Source organism: Sphingomonas sp. P2_B6 (genome assembly GCF_056404755.1).
Genome location: NZ_JBFUDK010000023.1, coordinates 20,670 through 37,373 on the forward strand (window position 1 = coordinate 20,670; position 16,704 = coordinate 37,373).

The following is a 16,704-nucleotide window of genomic DNA, read 5'->3' on the forward strand; positions in this document are numbered from 1 at the left end:
ACGCGTGTTGCAGGATCGACACCGCCATTCTGGCGCGAATCACGGCTTGTTACCGCTTTCTCCTCCCGTTCCGGGACATTCCGGGCTAACGGTCTGGCGCGAATTTCCTGTGCTACATTAACATTCTTTGGACTTCGGCGTGGTGAAGAATATATGACGTCCGCATGACAACGCCTCCACCGGACGGGTCGCGGGATCGCCGGATAGAGGATCCTACCAACCTCTGGATCATTCACCCTGCCGGGCGCGCCCTTTTGCCCTGGGCGATGGAGCACCGCGTCTCCGCCAATCTGGTCTCCGTGATGGGGCTCGGTTTCGGAATCATAGCCGCCGCCGCTTATGCCCAATGGCATGACTGGCGCTTCGCTGTGGTCGGTCTCGCTCTCTCGATCTGCTGGCTGATCGCCGACGGACTCGACGGCATGGTCGCCCGCGCGACCAACACCGCCAGCGCGATCGGCCGGATTCTGGACGGCGTGTGCGATCACGGCGTGTTCATCCTGATCTACGTCGTCATCGCCACCTCGATCGGCACCGGCGAAGGCTGGGCCTGGGCCTTGGGTGCCGGCGGCGCCCATATCGTCCAGTCCAGCCTGTATGAGGGCGAACGCGCCCGTTTCCACCGCCGCGCGCGTGGGCTGGCGCGCGGACCGGTGGTTGCCGGATCGGGCAATCTGGTGGTCCGGGCCTATGACTGGATCGCCACCTCGATCGATCGCGCCTCGACTCGCTTCGACGCCTTGTTCGAGGACCGCGCCATCGCCCCCCGGCTTGCCACGGCCTATTCGGCACGGGCGGCGGGGCCGATGCGCCTGATGATCCTGTTGACCGCCAATGTCCGCGTCTATGCGATCTTCCTCGCCTGCCTTTCCGGCGATCCGCGCTGGTTCTGGTGGTTCGAGCTCGTGCCCCTGTTCCTCGTCACCGCCATCGGCATCGGTTGGCACCGCCATATCGAGGCCGTTTTGTTGCGTCAGTTCTCGGCAACCGCACCCGTGGGTGCCACACCTTCTTTTTCTATTCACTCCAAGGATATCAATCGACCATGAACAGCATTCGGATCGCCCTGGTGGGCGTAGGCAACTGCGCAAGCTCGCTGGTGCAGGGCCTGGAGCATTACCGGGACGGCGCCAATGACAATGTCGGCCTGATGCACTGGGAACTCGGCGGCTACCGTCCGAGCGATATCCAGGTCGTCGCTGCCTGGGACGTCGACAGGCGCAAGGTCGGCAAGGACGTGGCGGAGGCGATCTTCGCCAAGCCGAATTGCACCGCGATCTTCTCGCCGGTCGTCAAGCCGACCGGCACCAAGGTGAAGATGGGCAAGATCCTGGACGGCGTCGCCGAGCATATGGAGAATTATGCCGACGACCGCACCTTCCTGGTCGCCGACCTGGCCGAGCCGACCAAGGATGAAGTGGTCGCCGAGCTGAAGGCATCTGGCACCGACGTGCTGATGAACTATCTGCCGGTGGGCTCGCAGGAAGCGAGCGAGTTCTACGCCGAATGCGCGCTCGAAGCGGGCGTCGCTTTCGTCAACAACATCCCGGTGTTCATCGCCAGCAACCCGGAATGGGCGAAGCGCTTCAGCGATGCGAACGTGCCGATCATCGGCGACGACATCAAGGCGCAGCTCGGCGCGACCATCGTTCACCGCGTGCTGACCGACCTGTTCGCCAAGCGCGGCGTGAAGCTGGATCGCACTTATCAGCTCAACACCGGCGGCAATACCGACTTCCTCAACATGTCGAACCGCAAGCGCCTGGCCTCGAAGAAGGTTTCGAAGACCGAAGCCGTCCAGTCGGTCGCGGCAGAGCGCCTGGAAGACGAGAACATCCATGTCGGCCCGTCCGACTATGTCGCGTGGCAGAACGACAACAAGATCTGCTTCCTGCGTATGGAAGGCCAGCTGTTCGGCGGCGTGCCGATGAACCTGGAGCTGCGCCTCTCGGTCGAGGACAGCCCGAACTCCGCAGGCGTCGCGATCGACATGATCCGCTGCGCCAAGCTCGCGCTCGACCGCGGCCTGGGCGGCCCGATCGACGGCGCTTCGGCCTATTTCTGCAAGCATCCACGCACGCAGATGACCGACGACCTCGCCCAGATCGCCGTCGAGGAATTCATCGCGGCGTGATCGACACCGCGATCCTGCTCGCAGCCGGCGAAGGCAGCCGGCTGCGGGCGCTGGCACCCTATAAGCCGCTCTGCGTCGTGGGCGGCAAGACCCTGCTCGAACACGCCATCACCGGCTTCGCCGCCGCGGGCATCACCCGCGTCATCGTCGTGCTCGGCTATGGCGCGGAGGCGATCACCGCCGCGCTTGGCGCACGCGACTGGCCGGTGACGGTCGAGACCGTGATGTCCGAGGACTATCGCAAACCGAACGGCGTCTCCGTGCTTGCGGCGGAAGCGGCGGCGCGGGGTGGCGACGCGCTGCTCGCGATGTGCGATCACCTGGTCGATCCGGCGCTCTACCGGCGGCTCGCCGAAATCGGCGCGCAGGGCGGCCTGACCCTCGGCATCGACCGGCTGCTCGAACAGGAAGCGGTCGACATGGAGGACGTCACCCGGGTCGCAACCGACGGTGACGCCATCGTCGCGATCGGCAAGGGCATCGAGGTGTTCGATTGCTTCGACACCGGCGTGTTCGCGATCGGCCCTGCCCTGTTCGACGCGCTGAAGCGCTTCGAGGCGCCATCGCTCAGTGCGGGGGTTGGCTATCTTGCCGGCCAGGGCCTCGCCCATGTGGCGGATTGCACGGGCATTAGCTGGATCGACGTGGACGACCCCAAGGCGCATGTTCTGGCGGAGCGCTGGGCCTCGCAAGCGGCGTAGCGGGCTTCGCGCCCCTCTCCCGTTCGGGCTGAGCTTGTCGAAGCCCCGTTCTTCCTTTCTCGCGGCAAAAGGGAAGAACAGCCCTTCGACAAGCTCAGGGCGAACGGAGAAGGGTTGGAAATGCCTGTTTGCGAGAGCTTCCGGCCTAGCCCAGACGCCGCTACCGTTCTCCCAATGCGCCTCACATCCACGCCCGACACCGGCCGATGACTGCCCTCGCCGGCATGCTGAGCTTTGCCGGCCGTCCGGACCTGTCCGGCGCCTGCGGCCGGATGCTCGATGCACAGCGGCTCTACGGCAGCGGCAAGCCCGTCTGCTGGGATGACGATGTGCTGGCGATGGGGCGCGATCTTCATTCGACCTTGCCGGAAGATGATTTCGACACCGGCCCGGTGGTGATCGATCACGGCCGCTTCGCCCTGGTCGCCGATCTTCGCCTCGACAATCGCGACGATCTCTGGCGCGACCTCGCCTTCCCGCCGCACGACCTGAACCGTCAGTCGGACGCCGCCGTCCTGATGGCTGCTCTCGTCCGCTGGGGCGAGGCCGTAGTCGACCGGCTCGCCGGCGACTTCGCCTTCGCCTTCTGGGACCGCACCAACCGCCGCCTGTTGCTCGCGCGCGATTTCCTCGGCCAGCGCCCGCTCCATTATCATCGCGGGCGCGATTTCCTTGCCTTTGCCTCGATGCCCAGGGGCCTGCACGCGTTGCCCGAGGTCCCACCCCGGCCCGACCAGGACATGGTCACCGAATTCCTCGCGCTTCTCCCCGAGACCGGCGGACGCAGCTTCTACGAGGGCGTCGAGCGCGTGCCGGCGGGCCATGTCGTCGCGGTCACCCCGGCCGGCCTCTCGACCCGCCGTTACTGGAACCCCGCGCCGCCACTCCTCCGGCTCCGCACCGCCGCCGATTATGACGAGGCGGTCCGCGAACAGCTCGACCGCGCCGTCGCCGCGCGGCTCAGGAGCATAAGCGGGCTCACCGGCACGCATCTCAGCGGCGGGCTGGACAGCGGCGCCGTCGCCGCCACCGCCGCGCGACTGCTCGCCCCCGACGGCCGGCTCGCCGCCTTCACCGCCGTGCCCCGTGCCGGCTATGACGGCGCCGTCCCGCGCAACCATGTCGCCGACGAAGGCCCCATGGCCGCCGCCGTTGCCGCGCTCTATCCGAACATGGCGCATGTGCTGGTCCGTACCGGCGGCCGGTCTCCGCTCGCCGCGCTCGACCGCAACGTCCTGCTGTTCGACCGTCCGGTGCTCAACCTGTGCAACGGCACCTGGATGGACGCGATCATGGACGCGGCAAAGGAGCGGGGCGTCCCTGTCATGCTCACCGGCCAGATGGGCAATATGAGCTTCAGCTTCACCGGTTTCTCCGCCTTGCCCGATCTCTTCGCCCGCGGTCGCCTGATCCAGCTCGCAAGCCATCTCCGGGGCTTGCGGAGCAACGGCGTGTCCCTGCGCAACAGCGCCGCGCATACGCTCGGGCCATGGCTTCCCGCCGGCCTGTGGCGCCTGCTCGACCGCACCCGCGGCCGCCGTCTCGATCTGCGTGACCACAGCGCAGTGAACCCGGCGCGCGCCAGGCGGGCGGATGCCGATTTCAGCTACCATCCGCCGCGCGACCCCGTCGCGGCGCGAGTCCATGCGCTGCAGCGCGCTGACCTCGGCAATTACAACAAGGGCTATCTCGCCGGCTGGGGCGTCGACACGCGCGACCCCAGCGCCGACCGCCGCCTGATCGAGCTGTGCCTGTCCATCCCTGCGACCGAATATCTGCGTGACGGCCGCCCCCGCGCGATCGCCCGCAACGCCTTCACCGATCGCCTGCCCGCCGCCGTGCTGAATGCGCAGCGCAAGGGGCTCCAGGCAGCCGACTGGCACGAAGGCCTCGCCGGAGCCCGGGACGAGGCAGCGGCGGAACTCGACCGGATCGCCGCCGCGGTCGACAGCGCGGGTCCGCTCGACCTGGCGATGCTGCGCACCCTGATCGCCGACTGGCCGAGCGGGAACTGGAACGCGCCCGAGATCCACGCGAAATACCGCCTCGCCCTGCTCCGCGGCCTCTCCGGCGGTCATTTCATGCGCAAGGCCGGTGCGTCACCGGATCAATAGGCGAAGCTCAACGTGACGCTCGCGCTGCGCGGCGCAGCGTAAAAGGCCTGGCCCCACATCAGGCTGCCGAGATATTTCCTGTCCGTCACGTTGCGCACATTCACCGTCGCGCGCACCCGGTCGATCAGGCGAATGCCCGCCATCAGGTCGACCACCGCATAAGCTTCCTGCTTCAGGATCACGTCGCCGTTGACCACGCCGTAGGCCTGTACGCCGGCATCGGCATAACTGATCGCATTCTGCCAGCGCAGTTGCGCGCCGAACCTCAGATCGTTGAACTCAGGCAGGACATAATTGGTGGCGAGCTTCAGCGTTTTGGTGGGCAGATAGGTGCGTACCCTGTTGCCCGCCTGATCTTCGATCTTCAGCCCGGTATAGCCGCCGCTCACGCTCCAGCGATCGGTGATCCGCCCGGCGACCTCGATCTCGAATCCTTTCGATGTCGTATCGACCCCGGCATAGCAGGTGTCGCCGATCGGGCCTTCCGGACATGGGCCGTCCGGATCGCCATAGGTGCCGATCGCCGAGGCGAGGCCCTTCTGCCTGGCGCGGAACAGCGATGCGGTGGCGTAGAGCCGACCGCCGAACCATTCGCTCTTGATGCCGCCTTCGATGCTGCTGCCCGCCGCGGGATCGAGCTTGCGGTTGTCGATGCCGGTCTCGGCCTGCGGATTGAAGATGTCGGTATAGCTCGCATAGAGCGAGACGTTCTTCGTGAGATCGAAGACCGCGCCGACATAGGGGCTGACCGCGCTGTCGTCGCGCGACTGATCGGTACCATAGGAGGTGCCGGTCGATGTCAGCCACATCGCGCTGGCGCCGACCACGGCCTTGAAATTGTCCGCGACGTTGAGATGCGCCGCGCCATAGACGCGGGTCAGCCGGTCGCCATAATCCGCCGCGAGATAGGCTCCGGGATAGACCGGCTCCGCGACCTGCACCCGGCCCCAGTCCTGCACCGCCGGGAAGTCGATCGGATCGGAGGAGAAATTCTCATATTCCAGCCCATCCGATCGCGCGGTCGATACGCCGAATGCAAGCTCATGCTCGCGCCCGAACAGCTTGATCGGCCCCGAGGCGGTGAAGTCGCCGAGATACTGGTCATAGGTTGACGGATAGATGCCCGACATGCCGCCGACGCCGAGCCCGGTCGCCTTGTCCGGATAGCCATAGGCGTAGAGCAGCTTCGATTCCTCGGTAAAGCGCTTGTAGGTGAACACGCCCTTGGCCGACCAGCCGCCGGCGAAGCTGTAGGCGAGCTCGCCGAAGACACTCTGGTCGTGCGTGTCCCAATAGGTCCAGTCGGCCGAGGTCGAAGCGGAGACGGGGAAATCGATCCGGCTGCCGTCGGTATAGGTCAGCGGCAACGCGCCCCACAACACGCCGTCCGCGCGATTGTCCTGCCGGCTGTACCCGACCGTCGCCTTCAGCCGCGGCGTCGCTTCCCAGCTGAGCAGCGCGCCGTACACGTTCCGGTCGACATGATTGTAATCGAGATAGGAATCGCGGTCCTCATGCGCGACGATTCCCCGGACCGAAAGCGTCTCGGTGATCGGCACCGAAACATCGGCTTCGACGCGCTTCTGGTCCCAGGAGCCGAGTTGCGCCGACAGATTGGCCTGAAGCGTGTCGGTCGGGCGCTTGCGGACATAGTTGATCGTCGCGGACGGGTTGCCGATGCCGGTCATGATCGCGTTGGCGCCGCGCACTGCCTCGACCCGCTCGAACAGCGCGGTGTCGAGATCGCCGAACTGGATGCCCCACAGCAGCGGCAGGCCGATCCCGTCGACCTGGAAATTGGTGATGTCGAAGCCGCGCGCATTGAAATAGGTCCGATCGGTCTCGACCCGCTCGACATTGATGCCGACCACTTGGTTCAGCAGATCGTTGACGTTGGTCAGCGCGAAATCGCTGATCCGCGTCCGGTCGATGATCGTCACCGATTGCGGCGTTTCGCGCGGCGTGAGCGTCAGGCCGGTGGCCGCCGCGCTCGGCGTGTCGAGCGTGCCGGTGACGATGATGTCCCCCCGGTCCTGGACATCCTCGTCCCCCGGCCCGGCGGCCAGCGCGGTGCCCGGCAGCAACAGGCTGAAGACGGTCGCAAGCAATGCATGTCGCACGGACGGTTTCATTTCGGCGGATCCTTTGCTGACGTGATGCGCCGGCCGCTAGGGGATAGTTATAATGCGAGTCAATCGCATTATCATTAACGATACCGCGCCTGAAAGCGACGCTGGCGCTGCAAGCCGCGATGCGTCAGAACCGCGGCGATGCCGAAGAACCGCTATCTCACCGCGCCGCCTAGCGACCATTTCGACGGCGTCCGCTTCTTCAATCCAGGCCAGCCCGCCACCGATCGCGCCCTGTCGCAGATACTCCGCTGGAAGCTCGGCGAACGCCCGGCCCGCTGGCCGAAGAGGGTGCCGGTCGAGCAGGCACGCCCCGACCCCGCGCCGGAACGGCTGACGATCACCATGATCGGCCACGCGACGCTGCTGATCCAGGCCGGTGGGGTGAACCTGCTGACTGATCCGGTCTGGTCGGAGCGGGCGAGCCCTTTTTCCAATGTCGGCCCGAAACGCGTGACCGCGCCGGGCGTCGCGTTCGAGCATCTGCCGCCGATCCACGCCGTGCTGCTCAGCCACAATCATTACGACCATCTCGATCTCGCCACGCTTCGCCGACTGCACGTCGCGCATGCGCCGCTGATGGTGATGCCGCTCGGCAATGATGCGATCGTCCGGCGCGCGGTACCCGATGCCCGGATCGCGGTCGGCGACTGGCACGACCGGATCGAGCTCGCCCCCGGACTGGCCACGACCCTGACTCGCGCCAACCACTGGTCGGCGCGCGGCCCGGGCGACCGGCGCATGGCGTTATGGGCGGGCCATTGGATCGACACCCCGGCCGGCTCTGTGTGGTTCGCCGGCGACACGGGTTATGGCGATGGCGCGATCTTCCGCGACATCCGCGACCGCCACGGCGCGCCCGACGTCGCGCTGATCCCGATCGGCGCCTATGAGCCGCGCTGGTTCATGGCCGACCAGCATGTCAATCCGGCCGAGGCAGTGGCGATCCTGCAGGACGTCGGCGCGGCCCGTGCGCTCGGCATTCATTGGGGTACCTTTCAGCTCACCGACGAACCGCGCGATGCCCCGGTCGAAGGGCTGGCGGCGGCATTGGAAGCCGCCGCGATAGCGGCCGCGCACTTCGTCGCGGCGGAGGCGGGCGGCGTCTACCGGTTCTGAGGTAAGCAGCACCTTCATCGCACCCGTCGCATCTCCGTCGACGGTCGTTTCCCGGCTCCGTGGCGCTCGGGTAAATCCTTTCCGGCGATAGCGGGGTTGCATGGGGTTTGCCGCGGCGCATCGGCTCACACGCCGCGGCAAACCCCTTTTCCAGAGCTGCGCCAGATATCCTTATTTGGGCAGCACCGCCGACCTGGTTACCTTGAAGCTGGTCTTCACGCCGGCCGCCTGCGCCATGCCGGGCCGCGACACCGGCTGACCGCCGCCGACCCAGACATCCACCATGCCCGGCACGACCTTGCGCACGCCTTTGTCGTCGACCACGCTCAGCGTCCGGTCGTCGAGCGTGAAGGTCACGCTGCGCGTCTCGCCCTTAGACAGATGCACGCGCTGGAAGCCCTCAAGCGCCCGCACCGGCGCGCCGACAACCCCCGGATGCGACAGGTACAGCTGCACCACCTCGTCACCATCGCGCGCGCCGCTATTGGTCACGTCGACCGACACGGTGACTACGCCCTTCGTCTGCACCCGCGGATTGGCATAGCCGAAGCTGGTGTAGCTCAGCCCATGGCCGAACGGATACAGCACCTCGCCCTTGAAGTAACGATAGGTCCGCCCCGCCATCGCATAATCCTCGAACGGCGGAAGCTGCTCGGCGCTCCTGTAGAAGGTGACGGGGAGCCGCCCGGCCGGGCTGAAATCACCCGCCAGCAGCCCGGCAACGGCGTTTCCGCCCTCCTCGCCCGGATACCAGGCCTCGACGATCGCGGGCACGTTCGCATCCGCCCAGTTGATGCTCAGCGCGCTGCCGTTCATCAGCACCAGCACGGTCGGCTTGCCGACTGCCTGCACGCGCTTCAACAAGGCCTCCTGCGGTGCCGGGAGGTCGAGGCTGGTACGATCGCCGCCGGCAAAGCCCGGCGCCTTGATCTTCATCTCCTCGCCCTCGATCCGCGCCGAAAGACCCCCGACGAACACCACCAGATCGGCCGACTTGGCCGCCGCGACCGCATCGTCGCCATTCTGGCTCGGCGGGCTCCACACGAGATGCTGCTCGCCCCGCGCGCCGCGCTGGAAGCCCTCGACCCGGATCGGATATTTCCTGCCCTTTTCGAGCGTGATCGCGCCCGACAGGATCGAGGGCGCGTCGCCCACGCCCCATTCGTCCACGACGATCTTGTCGCCGACATATACGCGGTAGCCATTCTCGCTCGCGAAGCGGAAGCGATATTCACCGCTCTCCGGCGCCACCAGCGTGCCGGTCCAGCGCGCCGAGGCCGCCTTGTCGCCATTCCATTCGATGATGGCGTTGGCCTGAGTCTTTGTCTCGACCAGCGCACCCTCCAGATTGGTGCCAGCGAAATATTCCGCCTTCAGCCCCGGCGTCCTGCACTCGGCATCGACGCACAACACGCTGTCGGGCACTGCCGGCTCGGCCGGGCCGACCAGCCCGGTGCCCTCGGCAAAGACGATCGTCGATTGCGGGAAGCGTGCGCGGATGCCGTCGAGCACCGTCACCGGTCGCGACGGCGTGCCGTAATAATTGCCGACCAGCGTATCGATCGAATCCGCATTCGGCCCGATCACCGCGATGGTCTTCGGCGCGCCCGCCAGCGGCAGCAGATTGCCCTGGTTCTTCAGCAGCACCAGAGACGCCTCGGCCATATTGCGGGAGAGCGCGCGGTGGGCGTCGGTGTCGTTATCCGCCGCGGTGATGGTGGCGAAGGGCCGGACAGGCGTGTCGACCAGCCCGAGCCGGATGCGCGCCGAGAACAGCCGCACCAGCGACCGGTCGACCGTCGCGATCGGCAACAGTCCCTTGTTCACGGCCTCGACGATCGAATCCGCGTCCGTCGTCATATGGTTGCGATAATCGCCGCAGATCACGTCCATGCCCGCCTGGAACCCGACCGCGACACCCTCGGCCGGCGTCTTGCGGTAATGCAGGCTGTCCGGGCGATAGATGTTCGCCGCCGCGCCGCAATCCGACACGACATAACCGTTGAAGCCCCAGTCCTTGCGCAGACGCTGGTTCATCAGGAAATCATTGGCACAGCCCGGCACGCCGTCGATCGCGTTGTAGACGCACATGATCGACTGGACCTTGCCCTGGGTCACCGTCGTGCGGAACGCGGGGAGATAGGTGTCCTCCAGGTCGTGCGCGCTCGGGTGAACGTCCTCGCGGTGCCGGTTCGATTCCGGACCGCTATGCACCGCGAAATGCTTCGAGGTGGCGATCGTCTTGTAATAATCGGGATCGGTGCCCTGCAGGCCCTTGATGAAGGCAGTGCCGATCCGCCCGGTCAGGAACGGATCCTCGCCATACGTCTCCTGCCCCCGGCCCCAGCGCGGATCGCGGAAGATGTTGATGTTGGGCGACCACACGGTCAGCCCGCGATAGAAATCGGTGCTGCCGTCGGGATGGACGCGTTCGACATATTTGGCGCGGAATTCGGTGCCGATCGTGTCGGCGACATTGCCCATCAGGTTGGTGTCCCAGCTCGCGGCCATGCCGATCGCCTGGGGGAAAACGGTCGCGATCCCGGCGCGCGCGACGCCATGCAGCCCTTCGTTCCACCAGTTATACGCGGGTACGCCGAGCCGCGGGATGGCGGGTGCGACATTGCCCAGCTGCGCCGCCTTCTCCTCCAGGGTCATCTTCGCGACGATCGCCGCTGCGCGCTGCTCGACATTGCCGCCCGCGGCGCGGGTCGCCGGCACGTCCTGCGCAATTGCGGCGCCCGATACGAGGAACGACATCGTCGCGGCTGCGGCCAATAGCTTGAATTTCATGATATCCCTCTCCGCCTTTTGGAGCGGTCTAACCAAAAAATGGTAGCGGTACCAGTCCTTCGGTGGAGATATCGGCGCGTCGCGAAAAAGCCAGAGCACGAACCCCGATCCCGCGGGAACGCCCCCCGCTCTCCGGCCGCGCCCAGCGCCAACTAGCCCCAGTTTCGGTTTCGTTTCCCGCCCCGGCCAGATTTACACCCCGGACCCCCAGCGCTAGCGTCCCCTCGTTCGGCACAGACCATTTTTTGGAAAAAATCAGCGGCTCGACCTCCGTCGATGGTGCGTGCCGCGCTGTGTCTGAAATGGGGAGGGCAGCATGGATCTCGATGTGGCGATAGTCGGCGGCGGCGTGTCCGGCGCGTACAGCGCGTGGCGGCTCCAGCAGGATCGCGGCGACAAGCAGGCGATCGGCCTGTTCGAATATTCGGACCGCATCGGCGGCCGGCTCTACACCACCACCCTACCCGGCCTGCCCAACGTCAAGGCCGAGCTTGGCGGCATGCGCTATATCCCGACCCAGCACATCATGGTCGCCGATTTGGTCAAGCACCTGAATCTGCAGACCAAGGATTTCCCGATGGGGGCGCCCGCACCCGTGGGCTCCAACTGCAACCTCTTCTATCTGCGCGGCAAGCACCTGCGGCTGCACGAGCTCGATGATCCGGACAAGGTCCCCTACAACCTCGCCTGGTCGGAACGCGGCCTCGGCCCGACCAACCTGCAGGTGCAGGTGATGAACAACCTCTATCCCGGCTTCGCCAATCTCAGCCTGTGCCAGCAGATGCAGGTCAAGGTGTTCGGCAAGCCGATGTGGAAATACGGCTTCTGGGACCTGATGTTCCGCGTGCTCTCCAACGAGGGCTATCAGTTCATGCGCGACGCCGGCGGATACGAGGCGAACGTCGCCAATGCCTGCGCCGTCACCCAGCTTCCCGCCACCGAGTACAGCGACGAGACTCAGTTCCTCACGCTCGCGGAAGGATATGACCAGCTCCCGATCCAGCTCGCCAGGGAGTTCAACGACACATTCCCCGGCAAGACGCCCAAGGGCAAGCGCGTCTTCATGAATCACCGGCTGGAGGAGATCATCCTCGGCACCGGCGACTGGCCTTACACGCTGATCTTCCGCCAGACGCATACCGACGACGAGAAGCAGACCCGCGATGTCGACACCGACAAGACGATCAAGGTCCGCTGCAAGAAGCTGATCCTCGCCATGCCGCGCCGCAGCCTGGAACTGATCAAGAGCGATTTCTTCAACGATCCCTGGCTCAAGAAGAACATCCCCTCGGTCCTCATCCAGAGCGCGTTCAAGCTGCTGCTCGCGTACGAGACCCCCTGGTGGCGCTCGCAAGGCCTGGTCGCCGGCCGCTCCGTCACCGACCTCCCCGTCCGCCAGGTCTATTATTTCGGCACCGAGGGCGAACAGCCGAGCGGTGAGCCCTTCCTCAACTCGCTGCTCATGGCCAGCTACAATGATCTCGGCACGGTGCCCTTCTGGAAGGGACTGGAGCGCGGCAAGGCCTATGAAGGCTATCGCCCCGCCTGCCTTGAAGGCGGCGTCGAGAACGTGCTCCCGATCGCGCCCAAGACCGGTTTCCGCGCTACTGCCGAAATGGTCGATGTCGCCAACCGCCAGGTTGCGCAGGTCCATGCCCTGCCGCAGATTCCCGATCCCTATGCCGCGGTCTATCACACCTGGAACGAGGATCCCTATGGTGGCGGCTGGCACGAATGGAAGGCAAATTTCCGCCTCGACCAGATCATGTGCCAGATGCGCAAGCCCGTCGCCAAATACGACATCCACATTGTGGGTGAGGCCTATTCGCTCGGCCAGGGCTGGGTAGAAGGCGCGCTCGACATCGCTGAATCCACCCTGCAGGATTTCTTCGGCATGACGCCGCCGACCTGGCTCGACCCGAGCTACGCGCTGATGCCCAACCCCTGCCCGCCCGGCGATCCCTGTGTCGGCTGCGGCACCGATCTGGACGCCTGCCTGCCCTGCTTCGATTGCGGGACGATGCTCTCGTCGATCACCCCCAATTGCCTGTGCGCCGTCGAGGAGGGCTGAAATGAACGTCGCCGACTATATCCTCGAGCGCCTGAAACAGGCCGGTCTCAGCCATGCCTTCGCCGTCCCCGGCGATTATGCCTCGCCCTTCCTCGACGCGCTCGACGACGATCCCGCGATCGAGCGCGTGCCCAACATTAACGAACTCGGCTCGGGCTATGCCGCGGACGGCTATGCCCGCTTCAAGGGCATCGGTGCTGCCTGCGTGCAGTACGGCGTCGGCACGATGAGCGCGCTCAACTGCGCCGCCGGCTCCTGGGTCGAGCGCGTGCCGGTCGCGATCATCTCGGCCGGCCCGTCCAACAACAACCGCCTGCTCGAACGCCAGCAGCAGATCCTGTTCCACCATTCGACCGGCGACCTCGACGTCAACGCGAAGCTCTACGCCCATGTCACCGTCGCGTCGGAGATCATCGTCGATCCCGATTTCGCCCCGGGCCAGATCGACCGCGCGATCACCGCGATGCTCACCTTCCGCCGCCCGATCTATCTCGAAGTGCTGCAGAATGTCTGGACTCAGCCCTGCGCCGAGCCCGTTGGCACGCTCTGCCCGGTGCCGCAGACCAGCAACGCGACCTATCTTGCAAAGGCGATCGCCGCGACCTGGGGCCGCATTCTCAGCGCCGAGCAGCCGGTGCTGTGGTTCGGCGTCGAGATCCAGCGCTTCGGCCTGCAGGAGCTCGCGCAGAAACTGGTCGATGTCAGCGGCCTGCCCTTCACTACCACCAGCCTCGGCAAGACCGTGCTGGACGAGGCGCAAGCCCAGTTCATCGGCACCTATGCCGGCCCGGCCTCGCCCGCGCTGACGCGCACGATCATGGGCGCCTGCGATTGCCCGATTGCGCTGGGGGCGATCATCACCGACGATTATCTCGACATCATGGCCGCGCGCTATGCCGACATGGTGTCGTGCAACGACGAGGATACCCGCGTCGGCATCGATTATTTCGCGCAGATCACGCTGGCCGATTTCCTGGCGGCTTTGGTCGCCCGTTTCGAGGAAGACGACGCCTTCCCGCGCAGCTTCGAGGCGCCCGACGTCCCCGAAGACACGGACGAAGCCGCGGAGAAGGGCGCGGGCCACGGTCTCACCTACAATGTCTTCTACCGCCAGTTCTCCCGCTGGCTGAAACACGAGAAGCTGATCGACGAGAGCGTGCTCATCCTGGGCGAGAGCACCTCGCTCTATGTCTGGGGCAACCTCATGGGCCTGCCGCGCGACAGCTTCGTCGCGCAGGCCGCCTGGGGCTCGCTCGGCCACGAAACCGGCTGCGCGCTCGGCGTGGCGCTGGCCTCGGGCAAGCGCCCCTGGGTGATCGCCGGCGACGGCGGCTTCATGATGATCTGCCAGGAGATATCGAGCCTCGCCCGGGCCAAGGTCCCCGCCGTGGTGTTCGTGATGAGCAACCAGGGCTATGCGATCGAACAGGCATTCGTCGACATCAAGGCCTTCACGCCGGAAGGCGAGTTCGCGCCCTTCGACGTGCTGCCCGACTGGGACTATCTCGCGCTGGCCAAGGCGTTCGGTGCCAAAGGCTACCGCGTGAAGACCACCGACCAGCTCGCCACCGCGCTGGCCGAAATCGGCGGGCTGACGGACGTGCCCGCGCTGGTCGAGGTGGTGATCCCGCCCAAGGATCTCGCGCCCCAGCTCGCCCGGCTGGCCGCGCCGCCGCCGGTCCTGCGGAAATATCATAGCCTTGAGGAATAAGGGTCGGAGGCTTAGCGCGGACTCCGCGCGGCCTGCGCCGTGCGGCGCTCGATCGCGTGGACTTCGGCGCGGGACAGAAGCACGTCGAGATCCTCGCGGCTGATGTCGAAGCTGTCGGGCAGGTCGGCCAGTGCCCGGTCGATATCCTCGAGATGGAGACCAGACGCCTGGAGCGGCGGCCCGATCGGGAGGGCGACATGCGGATAGCTGTGGCCGGACACGCGGTGGAAGAACATCCCGAGCGAAACCAGCGCGATCGAATTGAGCGCCACGGGCGCGAAGGCGAACGCCAGCCCCGACGCATGAATGTCCTGCGTGCCGATGACCGCGGTCAGCGCCACGGCGCCGCCCGGCGGGTGGAGGCAGCGGCACAGCGACATGGCCAGGATCGCCGCGCCGACCGCGACGCCGGCGGCGATCGTCGGCTCCGGGATGGCGTGGAACGCGGCCACCCCGACCAGCGCGGAAAGCGTATTGCCGCCCGCCACCGGCCAGGGCTGGGCCAGCGGGCTGGACGGCACCGCGAACACCAGCACCGCGGAGGCGCCGAGCGGCGCCAGGATGATCGGCAGATTGTGGGGCGCCATCGGAAACTGCGCACAGACGACGATCGTCAGGGCGATGCAGATGGTTGCGCCGACACTGGCGACGACCCTGTCGCCAAGACGGGCGCCCGCCAGCAACGGCCTGAAAAAACTGATACTCATCGACGCTCCGAATGCGGCAGGACGGGCGCTCTCTCCTCGACGGCGCGCGATTTTGCTACGCAGATATTCTATCCGGGTGCACCGCGACGACAGGTACCCTCCCCCCACGCCGGCACGCCCGTCGTGTCAGCGCTCCATCAGCGCTGCTTCTCCCCAGGTGACGGGCAGCCGATGGTTGTCCGCGCCGCTGCTGCGCGCGACCAGTTCGATCAGCTTCACGCCGACAACCGGCACCGAGAGCGGCCGCGCCGCCGTGCCCCATTTCAGCGGCTGGCTGGTGGCGAGCAGCTTGCCGTCGCCATAGACGGCGAAGGTGACGAGGTGGGTCTTGTCCGTCGCGCTATCGTCCACGCCGACCATCGCGGTGAAGCGCCGCGCGCGGCTATTCCGCACCTCCAGCCGTGAGTTTGCGAGAACCCCGATGCCTGCGTCGAACGGCTTTCCCGCGACGTGGAGCACCTGCCCATAAGGCGCGCTGTCGGCGCGCGCGCCGCCCCAGCCGGCATAGGTGGGCCTGTCGCCGGCGCCGTTGGTGCCCGCCCATCCCGCCGCCGTGCGGAAGATCGTGGGGTCGACGGTCGGGCGGACGACGCCGTCGATCGCCGGGTTCACGCTGCCCGGCTGTTCCGACAGATAATAGCCCCCCTGCAGTGTACGAAGGCCCTTGGCGCGGAAGATCAGCGTCTCGCGCGGCTTGACGCGCAGCCTGGTCTTGCCGGTGAAGCTGGTCCGCCGCTTGCTCCACAAATCGGTCAGTTCGACCGGCGCTGCGTCGCTGAACCTGAGATGCGCCGCGCTCAGATCGACGTCATAGTCGCCCGAGCCTCGGTTGAAGATCGCGAGCGCCTTGTCGCCCGACGCCAGCGTCTTCACCAGGATCTGCAGGTCGCTGGAATCATAGGCCAGCGTCGCCTGGTTGCCGGCGGGGTCCTGATCGAGCGCGATGATGTCGGCATTGCCGAAGATGTCGAGCAGCGCCTTGGGCGTCTTGCGCAGGTCGGTGCCGATCATCAGCGGGGCGTTGAGCATCGCCCAGAGCGCGAAATGCGATCGCGCCTCGGTCAGGTGATCCGCGTCGAAGTCGCCCGCGCCGATGTGCAGCATGTCGGGATCGTTCCAGGATCCGGGATGGGCATAGAGCGACCGCGTCACCGCCGTGTCGTAATTGACCAGCAGCCTTCCCCAGGCCGGCGAGATGTCGTCGCTGGTGCGCGAAATCCCGCCA

General features: G+C 66.3%; 11 protein-coding genes. 7 read left to right on the forward strand and 4 right to left on the reverse strand.

The features are described 5' to 3' along the window. Positions 1-164: 164 nt before the first annotated feature. The 4 genes from AC1DX5_RS22630 (at position 165) to AC1DX5_RS22645 (ending at position 4,949) form a co-directional block, all read left to right on the forward strand. Positions 165-1,049: a CDP-alcohol phosphatidyltransferase family protein gene (locus AC1DX5_RS22630; protein WP_478017471.1), complete on the forward strand. Its 885-nt coding sequence runs from the start codon at positions 165-167 to the stop codon at positions 1,047-1,049. Beyond that, entirely contained in the window at positions 1,046-2,134 is a 1,089-nt protein-coding gene (locus AC1DX5_RS22635; protein ID WP_465169713.1) for an inositol-3-phosphate synthase, read from the forward strand. Before AC1DX5_RS22630 ends, AC1DX5_RS22635 begins: the two co-directional genes overlap by 4 nt. Then, complete coding sequence (locus AC1DX5_RS22640; protein WP_478017472.1) at positions 2,131-2,835, forward strand: phosphocholine cytidylyltransferase family protein; 705 nt, start codon at positions 2,131-2,133, stop codon at positions 2,833-2,835. The genes AC1DX5_RS22635 and AC1DX5_RS22640 overlap by 4 nt, the downstream gene beginning before the upstream one ends. A 206-nt stretch (positions 2,836-3,041) precedes the next feature. Continuing rightward, complete coding sequence (locus AC1DX5_RS22645; protein WP_478017473.1) at positions 3,042-4,949, forward strand: asparagine synthetase B family protein; 1,908 nt, start codon at positions 3,042-3,044, stop codon at positions 4,947-4,949. Here the strand turns inward: AC1DX5_RS22645 and AC1DX5_RS22650 are convergent. Next, positions 4,943-7,081, reverse strand: a complete 2,139-nt coding sequence (locus tag AC1DX5_RS22650; RefSeq protein ID WP_478017474.1) for a TonB-dependent siderophore receptor — start codon at positions 7,079-7,081, stop codon at positions 4,943-4,945. The genes AC1DX5_RS22645 and AC1DX5_RS22650 overlap by 7 nt on opposite strands. Before the next feature lie 138 nt (positions 7,082-7,219). On the opposite strand from AC1DX5_RS22650, the gene AC1DX5_RS22655 reads away from it, so the two are divergent. Continuing rightward, positions 7,220-8,197 (forward strand): MBL fold metallo-hydrolase, encoded by a 978-nt coding sequence (locus tag AC1DX5_RS22655; RefSeq protein WP_478017475.1) that lies wholly within the window; start codon positions 7,220-7,222, stop codon positions 8,195-8,197. A gap of 171 nt (positions 8,198-8,368) precedes the next feature. On the opposite strand, the gene AC1DX5_RS22660 is transcribed toward AC1DX5_RS22655, so the two are convergent. Further along, positions 8,369-10,990 (reverse strand): glycoside hydrolase family 3 protein, encoded by a 2,622-nt coding sequence (locus AC1DX5_RS22660; protein WP_478017476.1) that lies wholly within the window; start codon positions 10,988-10,990, stop codon positions 8,369-8,371. 316 nt (positions 10,991-11,306) lie between these two features. Here AC1DX5_RS22660 and AC1DX5_RS22665 point away from each other — a divergent pair, with 316 nt between their 5' ends. Together AC1DX5_RS22665 and AC1DX5_RS22670 are read left to right on the forward strand one after the other, a co-directional pair. Next, a complete protein-coding gene (locus tag AC1DX5_RS22665) occupies positions 11,307-13,061 on the forward strand; it encodes a flavin monoamine oxidase family protein (RefSeq protein WP_478017477.1) in 1,755 nt (584 codons plus the stop codon). A gap of 1 nt (position 13,062) precedes the next feature. Further along, complete coding sequence (locus AC1DX5_RS22670) at positions 13,063-14,772, forward strand: alpha-keto acid decarboxylase family protein (protein ID WP_478017478.1); 1,710 nt, start codon at positions 13,063-13,065, stop codon at positions 14,770-14,772. 11 nt (positions 14,773-14,783) lie between these two features. Here AC1DX5_RS22670 and AC1DX5_RS22675 read toward each other — a convergent pair whose 3' ends face one another. Together AC1DX5_RS22675 and AC1DX5_RS22680 are read right to left on the reverse strand one after the other, a co-directional pair. Beyond that, positions 14,784-15,473, reverse strand: coding sequence for an HPP family protein (locus tag AC1DX5_RS22675; RefSeq protein ID WP_478017499.1), 690 nt, complete (start codon positions 15,471-15,473; stop codon positions 14,784-14,786). Positions 15,474-15,605: 132 nt separating this feature from the next. Beyond that, the gene (locus tag AC1DX5_RS22680) at positions 15,606-16,697 is read right to left on the reverse strand and encodes an NPCBM/NEW2 domain-containing protein (RefSeq protein ID WP_478017501.1); all 1,092 of its coding nucleotides are present in this window, start codon (positions 16,695-16,697) and stop codon (positions 15,606-15,608) included. Positions 16,698-16,704: the final 7 nt, after the last annotated feature.